Genomic DNA, 17084 nt, shown 5'->3' on the forward strand with positions numbered 1-17084 from the left:
GGGTGTTATGGGGGAGCTTATGCCTCGATATCAACGATCCGCCGCACGAGAAGGGATCATCTCGTACGGCGGAATCGAAGTGTTACGTCATCTGCGCGGCTGGGCGTCCAGAACCTGCTGGAGCGCCTCGAACTCCTCGACGCACTTGCCGGAGCCGAGCGCCACGCTGTCCAGCGGGTCCTCGGCGATGTGGATCGGCATTCCGGTCTCGCGGCGCAGCCGCTCGTCGAGACCGCGCAGCAGGGCTCCGCCGCCGGTCAGAACGATTCCGCGGTCCATCACGTCACCGGAGAGCTCCGGCGGACACTTGTCGAGGGTCGTCTTCACGGCGTCGATGATCGCGTTGACCGGCTCTTCGATGGCCTTGCGTACTTCGGCCGCGGAGATGACGACGGTCTTGGGCAGACCGGAGACCAGGTCCCGGCCGCGGATTTCGGTGTGTTCGTCATTGTCGAGGTCGTACGCCGAACCGATCGTGATCTTGATCTGTTCGGCCGTCCGCTCACCGAGAAGAAGGCTGTACTCCTTCTTGATGTGCTGGATGATCGCGTTGTCCAGCTCGTCGCCCGCGACGCGGATGGACTGGGCGGTGACGATGCCGCCGAGCGAGATGACCGCGACCTCCGTGGTGCCGCCGCCGATGTCCACCACCATGTTGCCCGTGGCCTCGTGGACCGGCAGGCCCGATCCGATGGCCGCGGCCATGGGCTCCTCGATGATGTGCACCTGGCGGGCGCCGGCCTGGGACGACGCCTCGATGACGGCACGGCGCTCGACACCCGTGATGCCCGAGGGCACACAGACGACGACACGGGGACGGGCGAGGTAGCGCCGCTTGTGGATCTTCAGAATGAAGTAGCGGAGCATACGCTCGGTGATCTCGAAGTCGGCGATCACACCGTCCCGCAGCGGACGCACGGCAACGATGTTGCCGGGCGTGCGCCCGATCATCTTCTTCGCTTCCGCGCCGACCGCGAGGATCCCACCGGTGTTGGTGTTGATCGCGACGACGGACGGCTCGTTGAGTACGATCCCGCGACCCCTGACGTACACCAGCGTGTTGGCGGTCCCGAGGTCGACAGCCATGTCACGGCCGATGAACGACATTGAGTTCCCCATCAGGATTCGTCTGGCCTTCCCAAGTGGAGCTTTGACGGCTTTTTAGGACGGCGAGGTGGGTGCAGTGACGTGAAGGCTTCCATCGTAGACGCGCCTGCACGAACACTGCGCGAGGGTCTTCGCCATTGTCAGCAGATGATGAGCCGCCCCGCTTCTGGAGACGGTCCATCAGGGGCACGCGTTCCCCCGATCGGCACGCATATGCCACGGGACGGCCGAAAACTTACGGCCGTCCCAGGTCAGGCATCCGAGTGACGTGACGGTCCCTCAGAAAATTCTTGGAAAATTGATCTCCGGAGCTCAGCCGCGACCGGGGAAGAAGATCTTCACCTCACGCTCGGCGGACTCCTCGGAGTCCGAGGCGTGGATCAGGTTCTCGCGGACGATCACACCGAAGTCACCGCGGATCGAGCCGGGAGCGGCGGCGATCGGGTCGGTGGGCCCGGCCAGCGCCCGTACGCCCTCGATGACGCGCTCGCCCTCGACGATGAGCGCCACGACCGGGCCGGAGGCCATGAACTGGACCAGCGGCTCGTAGAACGGCTTGCCCTTGTGCTCGCCGTAGTGCTGCTCCAGCGTGTCCTGGTCCAGCGTCCGCAGCTCCAGCGCGGTGATCTGCCAACCGGCCTTGCGCTCGATACGGCTGATGATCTCGCCGGTCAGGCCGCGACGGACGGCGTCGGGCTTGAGAAGGACGAGGGTGCGCTGGCTCACGGGGTGGCTCCTTCAGGTCACAAGTGTGCGGATCACCGAGGCTACAGGGCGTGTCTGGGTGGTTGTTACACAGAGTCAGGTGGTACGGGCTCGGGCCCATGGGGCCTAGGTGGGGTTGCCGCCCGTTTCGGCCGGCGCCTGCGCCTGCGCGGCGAATCTCGCCTTCGCCTCGTCGATCTTCCGCCCGTAGTGGACCGACGCCCACCACAGGGCGGCGAAGATCGCGCCCAGGAAGAACATCGACGGTACGACGAAGCCGCTGGCGATCAGCGCGATCTGCAGCGCCCAGCCGAGCTGGACACCGCCGGGCCGGGTGATCATGCCGCAGAGCAGGACGCTCACGGCCATGAAGATCCCGCAGACGGTCCACACCGTGGACGTCGAGAGATCGGGTTCCTTCATGGCGACGAGCCCGGCGAAGCCGATGACGAAGAACTCGCCGATCAGAGTAGAAGCACAGAGCGTACGCACAGCAGTCAGCCCCTCCCCAGCAGCAGTCGGGCCTCGCCGACGGTGATGACAGAACCGGTGACGAGGACGCCACCGCCCGCGTACTCGCCCTCTTCCTCGGCGAGGGTGATCGCCGCCTCCAGCGCGTCGTCGAGCCGCGGCTCGACCTGCACCCGGTCCTCGCCGAAGATCTCGACGGCGATCCCGGCCAGCTCGTCCGTGTCCATCGCGCGATGACTGGAGTTCTGCGTGACGACGACCTCGGCGAAGATCGGCTCGAAGGCTTCGAGCAGCCCCCGTACGTTTTTGTCGCCGCTCGCGCCGACGACCCCGATCAGCCGGCTGAAGTCGAAGACCTCGCTCACGGCCTCGGCGGTGGCGCGGGCGCCCGCCGGGTTGTGCGCGGCGTCCAGGACGACGGTCGGCGAGCGGCGCACGACCTCCAGGCGGCCAGGCGTGGTGACGGAGGCGAAAGCCTTGCGCACGTTGTCGATGTCGAGGCCCTCGGTGTGCGCGGAGCCGACGCCGAAGAACGCCTCGACCGCGGCCAGCGCCACGGCGGCGTTGTGCGCCTGGTAGGCGCCGTGCAGCGGCAGGAAGACTTCCTCGTACTCACCGCCGAGCCCGCGCAGGGTGAGCAACTGCCCGCCGACGGCGACCTGCCGGGCGACGACGCCGAACTCCAGGCCCTCCCGGGCCACGGTCGCGTCCACCTCGACGGCCTTCTTCAGCAGCACCTGGGCCGCGTCGACCGGCTGCTGCGCCAGGATGACGGTGGCGTCCTGCTTGACGATGCCGGCCTTCTCCTGCGCGATCTCGCCCGGGGTCTCGCCGAGCCGGTCGGTGTGGTCGAGATCGATGGGCGTGACGACGGCGACGTCCGCGTCGATGACGTTGGTGGCGTCCCAGCTGCCGCCCATGCCGACCTCGACGACGGCGACGTCGACGGGCGCGTCGGCGAAGGCGGCGTACGCCATGCCCGTGAGCACCTCGAAGAAGGACAGCCGGTACTCCTGCTGGCCGTCGACCATCTCCACGTACGGCTTGATGTCGTTGTACGTCTCGATGAACCGCTCGGCGGAGATCGGCGCCCCGTCGAGGCTGATCCGCTCGGTGATCGACTGCACGTGGGGGCTGGTGTACCGGCCCGTGCGCAGGTCGAAGGCGCCGAGCAGGGCCTCGATCATGCGGGCGGTGGAGGTCTTGCCGTTCGTGCCCGTGATGTGGATCGAGGGGTACGCGCGCTGCGGCTCCCCGAGGACGTCCACCAGCGCGGCGATCCGGCTGACGGACGGCTCCAGCTTGGTCTCGCCCCAGCGGCTCGCGAGCTCCGCCTCGACCTCGCGCAGTGCCTTGTCGACCTCGGGGTCGGTGGGGCGGGCGGGGACGTCGGCCTGCTGCGGGCCCTGGTCTCCCTGGGTGCGCAGGGTGCGGCTGCCGGCTGCGATCACCGCGAGGTCGGGGTCGCGGTCGGTCTCTTCCGCGACGATCTCGTCGAAGAGACCGAGCGGGTCGCTGGGGGCCGGCTCGTCTGACTCACTGCCGTGGTTCGAGGGGAGGTCGCTCACTCCCCCAGTCTACGGAGGGGTTTCGCCCCCGCCGCCCCTACCCGTCCCATCCCTGGGGGCTGCGCCCCCAGACCCCCGCTAAAAGATTGCGCAGTTCCCCGCGCCCCTTTTAGGGGCGCGGGGAACTGCGCAATCTTTTGCACCAGCCCCCACCCACCCGCACCCGACACACAACCGAACGGGGTCGAAGGGGCAGAGCCCCTGGGGATGGGACGGGTAGGGGCGGCGGGGGCGAAGAAAGGCCCCCGGAACCACCGATGGCGGCTACGCCTCCGGCAGGCGCTTCAGCTGTTCCTGGATGCGGGCGATGTCCTCGTCCGCCTTGGCGAGCCGCGTGCGGATCTTCTCCACGACCTGGTCCGGGGCCTTGGCGAGGAACGCCTCGTTGCCGAGCTTGGCGTTCGCCTGGGCCTTCTCCTTCTCGGCGGCGGCGAGATCCTTGGCGAGGCGCTTGCGCTCCGCGGCGACGTCGATCGTGCCGGAGAGGTCGAGCGCCACCGTGGCACCCCCGACCGGCAGGGTCGCCGTGGCCGAAAAGCTGTCGCCCTCCGGCTGGAGGCGCAGCAGCTGACGGATGGCCGCCTCGTGCGGGGCCAGCGCGGTCCCGTCGAGGGTCAGCCGGGCCGGGACGCGCTGGCCGGGCTGGAGGCCCTGGTCGGCACGGAAGCGGCGGACCTCCGTGATGACCTGCTGGAGCGTCTCGATCTCACGCTCGGCGGCGTCGTCGCGGTAACCACTGTCCTTCGGCCAGTCCGCGACGACGACCGACTCGCCACCGGTGAGGGTGGTCCAGAGGGTCTCCGTGACGAACGGGACGATCGGGTGGAGGAGACGGAGGGTGACGTCGAGGACCTCGCCCAGGACCCGGCCGGAGACCTTCGCGGGCTCGCCGCCGGCCATGAACGTCGTCTTGGACAGCTCCAGATACCAGTCGAAGACCTCGTCCCACGCGAAGTGGTAGAGCGCGTCGGAGAGCTTCGCGAACTGGAAGTCCTCGTAGAACGCGTCGACTTCGGCGATGGTCTTGTTGAGCCGGGAGAGGATCCAGCGGTCGGTCGCCGACAGCTTCTCCGGCTCGGGCAGCGGACCCTCGACCGTCGCGTCGCTCATCAGGGCGAAGCGGGTGGCGTTCCAGATCTTGTTGGCGAAGTTCCGGGACGCCTGGACCCAGTCCTCGCCGATCGGCACATCGGTGCCGGGGTTGGCGCCGCGGGCGAGGGTGAAGCGGACGGCGTCGGAGCCGTACTTGTCCATCCAGTCGAGCGGGTCGACGACGTTGCCGAAGGACTTCGACATCTTCTTGCCGCGCTCGTCGCGGACCAGGCCGGTGAGGGCGATGGTCTTGAAGGGGACCTCGCCGTCCATCGCGTACAGGCCGAACATCATCATCCGGGCGACCCAGAAGAAGATGATGTCGTGGCCGGTGAGCAGGACGTCGGTCGAATAGAACTTCTGCAGGTCGGGGGTGTTCTCCGGCCAGCCCAGCGTGGAGAACGGCCACAGGCCCGAGGAGAACCAGGTGTCGAGGACGTCGGTGTCCTGCGTCCAGCCCTCACCGCTCGGCGGCTGCTCGTCGGGGCCGACGCACACGATCTGCCCCTCCGGCCCGTACCAGACCGGGATGCGGTGGCCCCACCACAGCTGGCGCGAGATACACCAGTCGTGCATGTTGTCGACCCAGTCGAAGTAGCGCTTCGACATGTCGGCGGGGTGGATGGCGACCCGGCCGTCGCGGACCGCGTCACCGGCGGCCTGTGCCAGCGGGGCGACCTTGACCCACCACTGCATCGACAGGCGCGGCTCGACGGTCGTCTTGCAGCGCGAGCAGTGGCCCACGGAGTGGACGTACGGGCGCTTCTCGGCGACGATCCGGCCCTGCGAGCGCAGTGCGCCGACGATGGCGGAACGGGCCTCGAAGCGGTCGAGTCCCTGGAAGGGGCCGTGCACCGTGATGACGGCACGCTCGTCCATGACCGTGATCGACTCCAGGCCGTGGCGCTGGCCGATCGCGAAGTCGTTCGGGTCGTGGGCGGGGGTGACCTTGACGGCACCGGTGCCGAACTCGGGGTCGACGTGGGTGTCGGCGACGACGGGGATGGAGCGGTCGGTCAGCGGCAGCTTGATCCGCTTGCCGATGAGGTGCTTGTAGCGCTCGTCGTCCGGGTGAACGGCGACGGCGGTGTCACCGAGCATGGTCTCGGCACGGGTGGTGGCCACGACGAGGGTCTCGTCGCCCTCCCCGTACTTGATGGAGACGAGCTCGCCGTCGTCCTCCTGGTACTCGACCTCGATGTCCGAGATGGCGGTGAGGCATCGCGGACACCAGTTGATGATCCGCTCGGCGCGGTAGATCAGCTCGTCGTCGTACAGCTTCTTGAAGATGGTCTGGACGGCCTTGGACAGCCCCTCGTCCATGGTGAACCGCTCACGGTCCCAGTCCACACCGTCCCCGAGCCGGCGCATCTGCCCGAGGATCTTCCCGCCGTACTCCTCCTTCCACTGCCACACCCGCTCGACGAACTCCTCGCGCCCGAGGTCGTGCCGCGACTTGCCCTCCTCGGCAAGCTGCTGCTCGACCTTGTTCTGCGTGGCGATACCGGCGTGGTCCATGCCGGGGAGCCAGAGCGCCTCGTACCCCTGCATGCGCTTACGGCGCGTCAGCGCGTCCATCAGCGTGTGCTGGAAGGCGTGCCCGAGGTGCAGGCTTCCGGTGACGTTCGGCGGCGGAATGACAATGGTGTACGGCGGCTTCTCGCTCTTCGCGTCGGCGGCGAAGTACCCCTTGTCCACCCAGCGCTCGTACAGCTTCCCCTCTACCTCGGCCGGCGCGTACTGGGTCGGCAGTTCGGGAGTGGATGCTGGCGGCTGCTGCTGAGCGTTGTCGGTCACGGGGTCAGTTTAGGGGCGTCACACGCGTGTCCCGAAACGCGATTAATTCGTAACGGTGCGGCCCCCGGGGGCTTGGCCGCGTGACCTGTGCGCCAGGATGTCAGGAACACATAAGTTTCTGGAGGGGAACCCAGTAATGAGCTACAACCAGCCGGGCCCGTACGGCGGGCAGCCCCAGCAGCCCGGACCGTACGGTCAGCCGGGCCCGTACGGCCAGCAGCCGCCGCAGGCCCCCCAGCCCGGCTACGGCTACCCGCAGCAGGCTCCCCCCGCGCAGCCCGGCTACGGCTACCCCCAGCAGGCTCCCCAGGGCGTCCCGCCCCAGACCCCCCCGTACGGCCAGCCCCCCTACGGCCAGCAGCCGCCGTACGGCCAGCAGCCCTACGGCGTCCCGCAGCCGCCGGCTCCGGGCGGCGGCAAGAAGAAGACGGGGCTGATCATCGGCGCGGTGGCGGTCGTCGCCGCGATCGCCGTCGGGGCGTACTTCGTGCTCGGTACGGGCAGCGGTTCGGACGTCGCCGACGACGGTCCGCACAAGCTGACGACGCCGGCGACGGTGCTCACCGACTACAAGAAGTCCAGCGACGCCGACAGCGGCGGCTTCGACGAGAGCGACGTCAAGGACGCCGAGAAGCACGGCGTGAAGAACGCCAAGGACGTGCACGCCGGCTACCAGTCCGGGGACGAGCAAACCAATCCGCTGACCGTGAAGGCGATCAACTTCATGGGCGTGTACGGCGAGATCGCCGATCCCGAGGCGGTCGTCGACGGCATGTTCGCCGACATGAAGAAGGACACCAAGAGCGACGAGGGTGAAGTCGTCGGCAGCCCCAAGGCGTTCACCCCCGCCGGCCTGGACGGCGCGGTCATGAAGTGCCAGGAGGTCAAGTACAAGGGCGGCGACTCGTCCTCCTCCAGCACCTCGTCCGGGCCCAAGGAAATCAGCATGCCGGTGTGCATCTGGGGTGACCACAGCACCCTGGGCGTCATCATCCAGGCCGATGTGGCCAACGCCATGACGGGCAAGAGCGCCGACCTGAGTGCCGGGGCCGAGCTCACGGCCAAGTTCCGCAAGCAGGTCCGCGTCAAGATCTGACGCAGAGATGCACCAACGGGGCGCCCAGCGGTTTCCGTGGGCGCCCCGTCCCGTTTTAGCGACTCAACTCAGGCAAGTCTGCAAGCGTGTAGTGCCGTGGTGCTGTCCACTCCGATGATGGCCAACCCGTTCAGACACAGAGGGTTAGCCCCGACCGGGAGATGCTCGTGACCGCAGGCCACCTTCACCTTCGGGCCGGCAAAGTATCCATGGCTGGCCACGTAGTTGCTGCAGGCGCTCTGCGTGGCGCTCGCCGGTGAGGCCAGGAGGATCGGCAGGGCCCCTGCCGCCACCGCCACACCGGCCGCAGCCGCCATGCGCTTCGCCCTCTGGAAAGTCATTCGGAGTCCTCCCGTTTTTGCACAGCCAGACGTTCGAATGCACGTCCGACTCGGTCGGGACGATCTGATCATAGAGACAGGGTGGACTCCAGTTCCCGCCGGAAGGATGGCTCGATCCAATCGTCCCTGGTCTGACACGCCGACGGGCAGGCACCCAACGCAAGGTGCCTGCCCGTCGGCGCTGAGATGCTCAGGCCGTCTTCTGCTCGCCCGGACCGCGGCCGTTGCGCGCATCCCGCGGAATCAGCGTCGGGTTCACGTTCGAGTGGACCACGTCCGCCGTGATGACGACGCGGGCGACGTCCTTGCGGGACGGGACCTCGTACATCACGGACATGAGGACTTCCTCCATGATGGCGCGCAGGCCTCGCGCTCCGGTCTGGCGGAGGATGGCCTGGTCGGCGATGGCCTCCAGCGCTTCGCGCTCGAAGTCGAGTTCCACGCCGTCGAGTTCGAAGAGGCGCTGGTACTGCTTCACCAGGGCGTTGCGCGGCTCGATCAGGATCTGGAGCAGGGCCTCGCGGTCCAGGTTGTGGACCGACGTGATGACCGGGAGACGGCCGATGAACTCGGGGATCATGCCGAACTTGACCAGGTCCTCGGGCATGACGTCCTCGAACTGGTCCTTGGACTGCAGCTCCCGCTTCGAGCGGATCGTCGCACCGAAGCCGATGCCCTTCGCGCCGGCGCGGGACTCGATGAGCTTCTCCAGGCCCGAGAAGGCGCCGCCCACGATGAACAGGACGTTCGTCGTGTCGATCTGGATGAACTCCTGGTGCGGGTGCTTGCGGCCGCCCTGGGGCGGGACCGAGGCCGTCGTGCCTTCCAGGATCTTCAGCAGGGCCTGCTGGACGCCCTCGCCGGACACATCGCGCGTGATCGACGGGTTCTCGCTCTTGCGGGCGACCTTGTCGATCTCGTCGATGTAGATGATCCCGGTCTCGGCCTTCTTGACGTCGTAGTCCGCCGCCTGGATGAGCTTGAGCAGGATGTTCTCGACGTCCTCGCCGACATAGCCCGCCTCCGTCAGCGCCGTCGCGTCGGCGATGGCGAACGGGACGTTGAGCATGCGGGCCAGCGTCTGGGCCAGGAGCGTCTTGCCCGAGCCCGTGGGGCCGAGCAGCAGAATGTTGGACTTCGCCAACTCGATGGCGTCGTCGCGGTTTTGACCCGTGCTGTTCTCACCGGCCTGGACCCGCTTGTAGTGGTTGTACACCGCGACCGAGAGCGCCTTCTTGGCCGGCTCCTGGCCGACCACGTACCCCTCGAGGAACTCGTAGATCTCGCGGGGCTTGGGAAGTTCCTCCCAGCGCACCTCGCTCGTCTCCGCGAGTTCTTCCTCGATGATCTCGTTGCAGAGATCGATGCACTCGTCGCAGATGTACACACCGGGGCCTGCGATGAGCTTCTTGACCTGCTTCTGGCTCTTGCCACAGAACGAGCACTTGAGCAGATCGCCGCCGTCACCGATGCGTGCCACGGTGTGCTTCCCCTTCGCCTGGGAGACGCCTAGGTCCAGCGACTCCTGGTGCTGCCTTATGTCCGACGGTACCTTGCCGAGCCCCCCGTTCGGGCCCCCCTTGGCGCGGTTCACTTTGTCGTGAACCACGCCAAGGAGCGGCAGATGCTACAGCGGTACGTCAGACGACGGACGAGTTGTTCATCTTGCGGGTAGAGATGATCTGGTCGATCAGGCCGTACGCCAGCGCGTCCTCAGCCGTGAGGATCTTGTCGCGCTCGATGTCCTCGCGGATCTTCTCGATCGGCGTGGTCGAGTGCTTGGCCAGCATGTCTTCCAGCTGCGCACGCATCCGGAGGATCTCGTTCGCGGCGATTTCGAGGTCCGAGACCTGGCCGCGGCCGGTCTCGCTGTAGGGCTGGTGGATCAGCACGCGGGCGTTCGGAAGCGCCATGCGCTTGCCCGGCGTACCGGCGGCCAGCAGGATCGCGGCGGCCGAGGCGGCCTGGCCCATGCAGACCGTCTGAATGTCCGGCTTCACGAACTGCATCGTGTCGTAAATCGCAGTGAGTGCCGTGAAGGAGCCACCGGGGCTGTTGATGTAGACCGAGATGTCACGGTCGGGGTCCATCGACTCCAGGCACAGCAGCTGCGCCATGACGTCGTTGGCGGAAGCGTCGTCGATCTGCACGCCGAGGAAGATCACGCGCTCCTCGAAGAGCTTCGCGTACGGGTCGTACTCACGCACGCCCTGCGAGGTGCGCTCGACGAAGCGCGGGATGACGTAGCGGGACTCCGCGCGAGGACCGGTGTACTCGGCCTGCGTGCGGGCGTAGAGGCCGCTGCCGGGGAAGTCGTTCACTGTGTCTCCTGAAGAGCCTGAAAAAGGGCTGAGCGGTCGGCTGGGGGCGCTGGAGGGACCCGGTGGCCCGGAGGGGCCCGGCGCCGCCCTGGGGGCGCTGAGGGGCTTACGCCGCCCCGGTGCCGCCGCCGCCCGGCATACCGGCAGCGGTGGGCATGATGTCGTCGATGAGGCCGTACTCCTTGGCCTCGATCGGGTCGAACCAGCGGTCGCGGTCGGAGTCCTTGGTGATCTGCTCCACGGTCTGGCCCGTGTGGAAGGAGGTCAGCTCCGCCATGCGCTTCTTGGTGTGCAGCAGCCGCTCGGCGTGGATCTTGATGTCCGACGCGGAGCCCGCGAGGCCGGCGGAGGGCTGGTGGATCAGGATCTCGGCGTTCGGCAGCGCGAAGCGCTTGCCGGGGGTGCCGGCGCTGAGCAGGAACTGGCCCATCGAGGCCGCCATGCCCATGGCGATGGTCACCACGTCGTTCTTGATGTACTGCATGGTGTCGTAGATCGCCATGCCGGCCGTGATCGAGCCGCCGGGGCTGTTGATGTAGAGGTAGATGTCCTTGTCCGGGTCGGAGGCAAGGAGCAGCAGCTGCGCGGTGATCTTGTTGGCGATGTCGTCGTCGACCGCCTGGCCGAGGAAGATGATTCGCTCGCCGAGCAGCCGGTTGTAGACCTGGTCACCGAGACCACCACCGATAGGCTCGCCGGCAGCTGTGGGCATCAGATTCGTCACGTATCCACCTGCTCGTCTTACGACGGCGCCGGGCCGTCTCACGTCTTCTGCAGGGGCCTGGGACCCCGGGTTCCGTGCCGCCTCCCGGCGGCGTTCGGGGACTCCCCTGCCCTCGTATTCATGGACCCTAACGCGCGGGCCCCTCCGGGGAATCCCGGAGAAGGAACTGTTCGCTGTGAGCGCATGCGCTCCGCTGGGCTGTGCAGGGGGTTTGGCGGCGCCCCGCGCCGTTGGGGGCGCGGGGAACTGCGCGAGCAACCCACTACAAGCCGCACCCGCCGACGCACCGGGCGTGGCAGACGCGTGTGCGGCATGTGGGGGGCTGAGCGCGCAGTTCCCCGCGCCCCTAACGACGCGACGGGCCCCCGGGACACATGTCCCGGGGGCCCGTCGTACAGCTGCTGAAGCGCCGCAGGCTTACGCCTCAGTGGACTCCTCGTCGGAGACCTCGGCGGCCTCACCGTCGGTGACGTCGGCGGCGACCTCGGTGGCGGCCTCCGTCTCGTCCTCGTCGTCCAGGTCGACGATCTCGCCGTTGGTGTCCTTGACCGTGGCGGCCTCGACGACGACCGCGAGGGCCTTGCCGCGGGCGACCTCGCCGACGAGCATCGGGACCTGGCCGCCCTCGACGACGGCCTGGGCGAACTGGTCGGGGGACATGCCGGAGGAGGCCGCGCGCCGCATGAGGTGCTCGGTGAGCTCCTCCTGGTTGACGTTCAGCTTCTCCTTGTTGACGAGCTCGTCCAGGACGAACTGCGTCTTGATGCCCTTGACCGCGGCTTCCTTGGTCTCGGCGTCGAACTCTTCCTCGGTCTTGCCCTGGATCTCCAGGTACTTCGCGAGGTCGAGGCCCATCTGGCCGAGCTGGTGGTGCTCAAGGTTGTGCTTGCGGGTGTTGATCTCGTCCTCGAGCAGCTTCTCGGGGACGGGCACCTCGACGAGCTCCAGCAGCTTCTCCAGGACGCGCTCCTGAGCCTGCGTGGCCTGGTCGTACTGCTTCATGTTCTCGAGGCGCTTGCGGCTGTCCGCCTTGAGCTCGTCGAGGGTGTCGAACTCGGAGGCGAGCTGCGCGAAGTCGTCGTCCAGCTCGGGGAGTTCGCGCGCGGCGACCTGGGTGACCTTGACGGCGACCTCGGCCTCCTTGCCGGCCGCGGAGCCGCCCTTGAGCTCGGAGGCGAAGGTGGCCTCGCCACCGGCCTCCAGGCCCTTGACGGCCTCGTCGATGCCGTCGAGCAGCTCGCCGGAGCCGATGGTGTAGGAGACGCCGGACGCGATGCCGTCCTCCAGCACCTCGCCGTCGACCTTGGCCTCCAGGTCGAGGGTGACGACGTCGCCGTCCTGGGCGGCGCGCTCGACCGGGGAGGTCGAAGCGAAGCGCTCGCGCAGCTCGGTGACGGCCTTCTCGACGTCCTCTTCGCTGACCTCGATGGCGTCGACCTCGACCTCGATGCCGGAGTAGTCCGGGATCTCGATGGTCGGGCGGACGTCGACCTCAGCGGTGAAGTTCAGCGTCTCGCCGTCCTTCAGTTCGGTGATGTCGACCTCGGGCTGGCCGAGGACGTTCAGCTCGGCCTCGTTGACCGCTTCGGTGTAGAACTTCGGGAGCGCGTCGTTGACGGCCTCTTCGAGCACGGCACCGCGACCGAACCGCTGGTCGATGACGCGCGCCGGGATCTTGCCCTTCCGGAAGCCCTTCACCGTGACCTGCTGGTTGATCTTCTTGTACGCCGCGTCGAGGCTGTCCTTGAGCTCCTCGAAGGGCACCTCAATGCTGAGCCGAACCCGGGTCGGGTTCAGGGTCTCCACGGCGCTCTTCACGGTTCGGTCTCCTTGGGGGCTGACTTCTTGGGGTTCTGCCAAGGTGCTCTGTCCGGTCGGACAGTCCTTCGGCAAGATTCGCGGCCCTTGAGAGACGTCGTAACAGTGCAGACACACGGGCGCGCAGCTTGCATAGTAACCGCAGCCGGTACGCGCCCCAAAAGGCGATCTTCACTGATGGTCGGACTGATGGTCGGGGTGGCGGGATTTGAACCCACGGCCTTCCGCTCCCAAAGCGGACGCGCTACCAAGCTGCGCCACACCCCGTCGGTGCGACACGTAGGGTACATGCCCGCAGGCAGTGCGACTGCCGCATTTCCCGAGCGTCCGTGCGGCGGGGAAACGGGGTGTGCGATGAGGGGGCACAACCCGCTACGATGCCTTCTGTGCCGCGGTCACTGACCTGCGGCGCGACCTGTTGCGGGCGTAGCTCAATGGTAGAGCCCTAGTCTTCCAAACTAGCTACGCGGGTTCGATTCCCGTCGCCCGCTCTGTAAGGCCGAGGGCCGGGCCGGAGGATGTTTCCTTCGCCTGGCCCTCCGTCATGTCCGGCCGTAATGTCCGAGCCCGTGACCACGCCGGTGTGTCCCCACGCGGGACCTCAGTGCTGAACCGCGACCTTGAGGACCACGATGATCAGCCCGAGGAGAAGGTTGATCACAGCGGCGAGCAGCATCAGGCCGCGGGAGGCGCCGGCGCGGCTGGCGGCCAGGGTCCCCCAGCCGACCTGTCCGACCAGAGCGACCACGAGTGCCAGCCATGCCGTCCCTTGAGCGTCCAGTCCGAAGAGTGGGCTGATGGCCACGGCACAGGCCGGTGGGACGGCCGCCCCGACGATCGGGCGCTCCTCCGCGCACGCGCGGCCGATCTCGCTCCAGCTCAGGTGGTGCACCATTCGGGCCCCGAAAAGGCGGGAGAAGACGTGCGCGGCCCAGAACACCACAGCTGTGCACAGCAGCAGCAGAATGAGTTCCAGCTTCGGAAACGAGCCGAGCGTTCCGGCGCCGACCACCACGGAGGCGGCAAGCAGCGACCCGTAGACAGCGCCGGTGTAATCGACACGGGCCGTCGGGGTCTCCGAGGCAGGCTCGGCGCTTGCGCTGTTCATGCCTCCAGGGTCGCCGAGCGGACCACGCTCCGCACGGGCGGCAGGCCTCGGGTCGTGCACCGGCTGTCCGAGGTGTACCTACGCCGACAGGCGCTGACGGACATCGACAGCCTTTACAGGTGGCGTACGTCCACGGTGTAGACGGAGCGGATTCCGTACGGGACGTACAGGGCGTCGCCGGTCAGGAGCAGGGGGGCGCCGGAGTCCGCCATGTTGGTGGGGCCGGCGTCGTTGCGGCCGGGGCGGGTGGCGTCGACTGTGCCCGTGCGGACGTCCAGGGCGGCGAGGCGGCCGCTGGGGGACGCGATGTAGACGTGGGTGGCGGAGGCGAGGGGCGGGCCCGGGAACTCCACCGTCGAGTTGCTCTCCCAGGACTGGTGGCCGGTGCGGGGCGAGACGGCGCGGACGCTGCCGTTGCCGAGGGTGAAGTAGAGGGTGCCGTGTGCGAGGTGGACGTCCGCGTCGGCAGGCTGGGTGCGCGCGAGCGGTACGCGCAGAAGCCGGTGGGTGGTGGTGTCCACGGTTGTGATCGCGCGGTAGGACGTCTCGGGGGTCGGCTCGGCGAGGATCAGACGGCCGTGGTCCTGGCCCAGGAGGTCGAGCGCGCCCTGGGCGGTGGCGGTCCAGCGGGGCTTTCCGGTGGCCGGGTCGAGGGCGGACACGCTGGTGGTGTTCATCTCGTCGGGCTGGCAGACGAGGTAGGCGCGGTGCGCGGCGGACCCCACGGCGCAGGTCTGCCCCTTGGGCATCGGCCGCTTCCAGCGGACCTTGCCGTCGTCCGCGTCCAGCAGGGCGTACGACAGCGCGTCGTCGCCCACACGGGCGACGACCCCCTCGGGGATGGCCCGGGCTCCGCCGTCCTCCAGGTCGGGGGCGAGGGCGTTCTCGCCGTCGGCGACGCGGGTCTTCCAGATCACCTGCCCGGTGGTGGCGTTCACCGACTGGACCGAGTAGTGGGCCACGGTCGTGAAGGTGTTGTCGCTGGTCTTCTCCGTCTCGTCGTTGGCGTAGACGAACACGCGGCCGGCTCGGGCGCCGAGGACCGAGCCCTCGTCGCTGCCGCTGTCGTCCGGCGTGGAGTCGACGGGCCGGGACCAGGCGTGCTTGCCGGTGGCGAGGGAGAAGCGGGCCGCCTTGACGTCGTCCCCGGCGCACACCAGTGACGTACCGGTGGCGCCGCAGCTGGTGAAGGCTCCGCCTGCGCCGTCGGACGCCTTCGCCGCCGCGTGCCACTCGCGCCAGCCCGGCGGCAGGTCGCTGCGGACCGAGCCGCCGCCTGTCATCCGTACGACCGCGGCCGAGGCGGTGACGGCGAGCAGCAGGGCTCCCACGGAGGAGGCGATGACGAGCCGGCGGCGGCGCTTGAAGCGGGGACGGTAGAGCCTGGTCGGCGGGCCCGGGGTGTCGTCCGGGGCGGGGCGCGGGCCAGGGCGGGTGCCGTCGCGCAGGAGGGTGAGGAGTTCGTCCGGGGTGGGGCGGGACTTGGGGTGCTTCTCCAGGCAGAGTTCGGCGAAGGGGAGCAACTCGCTGGGTATGCCGTCGAGTTCGGGGGTTCCCTCGACGACGCGGGTGGCCGTCTCCCAGGGGCTGGGGCTGTCGAAGGGGCCGCGTCCGGTGGCGGCGTACGCGACGACCGCGCCGAGGGAGAAGATGTCGGCGGCCGGGCCCACCTCGTGCGGGGAGGAGAACTGCTCGGGGGACATGAAGGGCGGGGTGCCCATCACGCGCCCGGTCTGGGTGAGCGCGTCGGCGACGCCGAACTCGGCGGCGCGTGAGATGCCGAAGTCGATGACGCGGGGGCCGTCGTCGGCGAGCATCACGTTGGCCGGTTTCAGATCCCGGTGGACCACTCCGGCACGGTGGATGTCACGGAGGGCCTCCGCGAGGCCCGCGGCGAGCTCGCGCAGCCGGTCGGGGGGCAGCGGGCCGTGGTCGCGTACGTGCGTGCCGAGGTTCTTGCCCGGTATGTAGAGCGTGGCCATCCAGGGGCGCGGCGCGTCGGCGTCCGCGTCCACGACGGGGGCGGTGAAGGCGCCGCTCACCTGCCGGGCGGCGGCCACCTCACGGCTGAAGCGGGTACGGAACTCGTCGTCGTCGGCGTACTGCCCGTGCACGACCTTGATCGCGAGGCGGCGTCCGGAGGCGGAGCGGGCGAGATAGACGACGCCCATGCCGCCGGAGCCGAGGCGGTCCTCGATGCGGTAACCGCCCACCTCCGACGGGTCCGATTCGCGCAGCGCCATCCCCGTACGCTCCCCCGTTTCCGAATCCCCCGACGCCCGTCGAAGTGACGCCCGTCAAAGTACCGGGGACGGGCGCGTCCTCCCCCGACCCCTACCCCGGCCCCGAGTTCTCGACTTCGTCCGAGCAGGGCCCCCTCGCTCAGAAGCTGATCGAGTTGATCGTCTCCGCTATCGAGTCGAGGAACCGTTGGATGGACGGAGCCATGCCTGTCGACGCGAGGAAGAAACCGAAGAGCACCGCGACAACGGCGGGCCCCGCCTTGATCGATCCCCCTCGGATCAACACCACAAGGATGATCGCCAACAGCAGCACCACTGACAGCGAAATGGCCACAACTGATCACACCCTACGGTCGGTCCGCTCTCCCGGCCCGGAGGTGCAGCCCCTCACACCCCCGCCAGAACCATCGTGCCACCAACCAGGCTTTCGTATGCGGCGGGTGACGCATCGTCGGCCACGGACACGCCCCACCGACCCACCCGCACCCCCTCGGGGCGGGCCAACCACGGGGCTCCGCACGGCAATTCGAGAGTGCACCCGCACGAGCCCCGCAACGGAAATTCAGAGGGACCGTTGCCATGTCCACACATCCTGTTCGTAGGCAATTCGAATTGTTGCCACAGGCACATCGCAGACTCCGCAAACGGGTAACTAAAGGCCAATGAACCGGACATATCGCCAGAGTCGCCCGC

13 protein-coding genes and 2 tRNA genes are annotated in these 17084 nt (G+C 68.3%); 2 read left to right on the top strand and 13 right to left on the bottom strand.

Annotation, left to right across the window (positions count from 1 at the left end; genetic code table 11):
• Positions 1 to 87: 87 nt before the first annotated feature.
• From OG975_RS16430 to OG975_RS16450, 5 genes are all read right to left on the bottom strand, one after another.
• The gene (locus tag OG975_RS16430) at positions 88 to 1107 is read right to left on the bottom strand and encodes a rod shape-determining protein (RefSeq protein ID WP_327428695.1); all 1020 of its coding nucleotides are present in this window, start codon (positions 1105 to 1107) and stop codon (positions 88 to 90) included.
• Positions 1108 to 1419: 312 nt separating this feature from the next.
• Positions 1420 to 1833, bottom strand: coding sequence for a nucleoside-diphosphate kinase (ndk, locus tag OG975_RS16435; protein ID WP_164369334.1), 414 nt, complete (start codon positions 1831 to 1833; stop codon positions 1420 to 1422).
• A gap of 105 nt (positions 1834 to 1938) precedes the next feature.
• A complete protein-coding gene (locus tag OG975_RS16440) occupies positions 1939 to 2304 on the bottom strand; it encodes a DUF4233 domain-containing protein (RefSeq protein ID WP_406329925.1) in 366 nt (121 codons plus the stop codon).
• Between the two features lie 5 nt (positions 2305 to 2309).
• Complete coding sequence (folC, locus tag OG975_RS16445; protein ID WP_406329927.1) at positions 2310 to 3851, bottom strand: bifunctional tetrahydrofolate synthase/dihydrofolate synthase; 1542 nt, start codon at positions 3849 to 3851, stop codon at positions 2310 to 2312.
• 264 nt (positions 3852 to 4115) lie between these two features.
• On the bottom strand, positions 4116 to 6740 hold the full coding sequence (locus tag OG975_RS16450) for a valine--tRNA ligase (RefSeq protein WP_406329929.1): 2625 nt from the start codon (positions 6738 to 6740) through the stop codon (positions 4116 to 4118).
• Positions 6741 to 6876: 136 nt separating this feature from the next.
• Between OG975_RS16450 and OG975_RS16455 the strand changes: the two genes are divergently transcribed.
• Complete coding sequence (locus OG975_RS16455) at positions 6877 to 7836, top strand: hypothetical protein (protein WP_406329931.1); 960 nt, start codon at positions 6877 to 6879, stop codon at positions 7834 to 7836.
• A gap of 531 nt (positions 7837 to 8367) precedes the next feature.
• Here the strand turns inward: OG975_RS16455 and clpX are convergent.
• From clpX to OG975_RS16480, 5 genes are all read right to left on the bottom strand, one after another.
• Positions 8368 to 9657 carry an ATP-dependent Clp protease ATP-binding subunit ClpX gene (clpX, locus tag OG975_RS16460; RefSeq protein WP_406329932.1) on the bottom strand — a complete coding sequence of 430 codons (1290 nt, stop codon included), beginning with the start codon at positions 9655 to 9657 and terminating at the stop codon, positions 8368 to 8370.
• A 160-nt stretch (positions 9658 to 9817) separates the two neighbouring features.
• Complete coding sequence (locus tag OG975_RS16465) at positions 9818 to 10498, bottom strand: ATP-dependent Clp protease proteolytic subunit (protein ID WP_330304563.1); 681 nt, start codon at positions 10496 to 10498, stop codon at positions 9818 to 9820.
• Between the two features lie 106 nt (positions 10499 to 10604).
• Positions 10605 to 11210, bottom strand: coding sequence for an ATP-dependent Clp protease proteolytic subunit (locus OG975_RS16470; RefSeq protein WP_327435020.1), 606 nt, complete (start codon positions 11208 to 11210; stop codon positions 10605 to 10607).
• Between the two features lie 429 nt (positions 11211 to 11639).
• Positions 11640 to 13040, bottom strand: coding sequence for a trigger factor (tig, locus tag OG975_RS16475; RefSeq protein WP_406329933.1), 1401 nt, complete (start codon positions 13038 to 13040; stop codon positions 11640 to 11642).
• Between the two features lie 190 nt (positions 13041 to 13230).
• Positions 13231 to 13307, bottom strand: a tRNA-Pro gene (locus OG975_RS16480).
• A 153-nt stretch (positions 13308 to 13460) separates the two neighbouring features.
• Here OG975_RS16480 and OG975_RS16485 point away from each other — a divergent pair.
• Positions 13461 to 13531, top strand: a tRNA-Gly gene (locus OG975_RS16485).
• A 110-nt stretch (positions 13532 to 13641) separates the two neighbouring features.
• Here the strand turns inward: OG975_RS16485 and OG975_RS16490 are convergent.
• The 3 genes from OG975_RS16490 to OG975_RS16500 form a co-directional block, all read right to left on the bottom strand.
• Complete coding sequence (locus tag OG975_RS16490) at positions 13642 to 14148, bottom strand: hypothetical protein (protein WP_406329935.1); 507 nt, start codon at positions 14146 to 14148, stop codon at positions 13642 to 13644.
• Positions 14149 to 14261: 113 nt separating this feature from the next.
• Positions 14262 to 16391: a protein kinase domain-containing protein gene (locus tag OG975_RS16495; protein WP_406329937.1), complete on the bottom strand. Its 2130-nt coding sequence runs from the start codon at positions 16389 to 16391 to the stop codon at positions 14262 to 14264.
• Between the two features lie 139 nt (positions 16392 to 16530).
• The gene (locus OG975_RS16500) at positions 16531 to 16725 is read right to left on the bottom strand and encodes a hypothetical protein (protein ID WP_327428706.1); all 195 of its coding nucleotides are present in this window, start codon (positions 16723 to 16725) and stop codon (positions 16531 to 16533) included.
• Positions 16726 to 17084 lie beyond the last annotated feature (359 nt).

This window comes from Streptomyces sp. NBC_00203 (assembly GCF_045206325.1).
Taxonomy (GTDB): domain Bacteria; phylum Actinomycetota; class Actinomycetes; order Streptomycetales; family Streptomycetaceae; genus Streptomyces; species Streptomyces lutosisoli.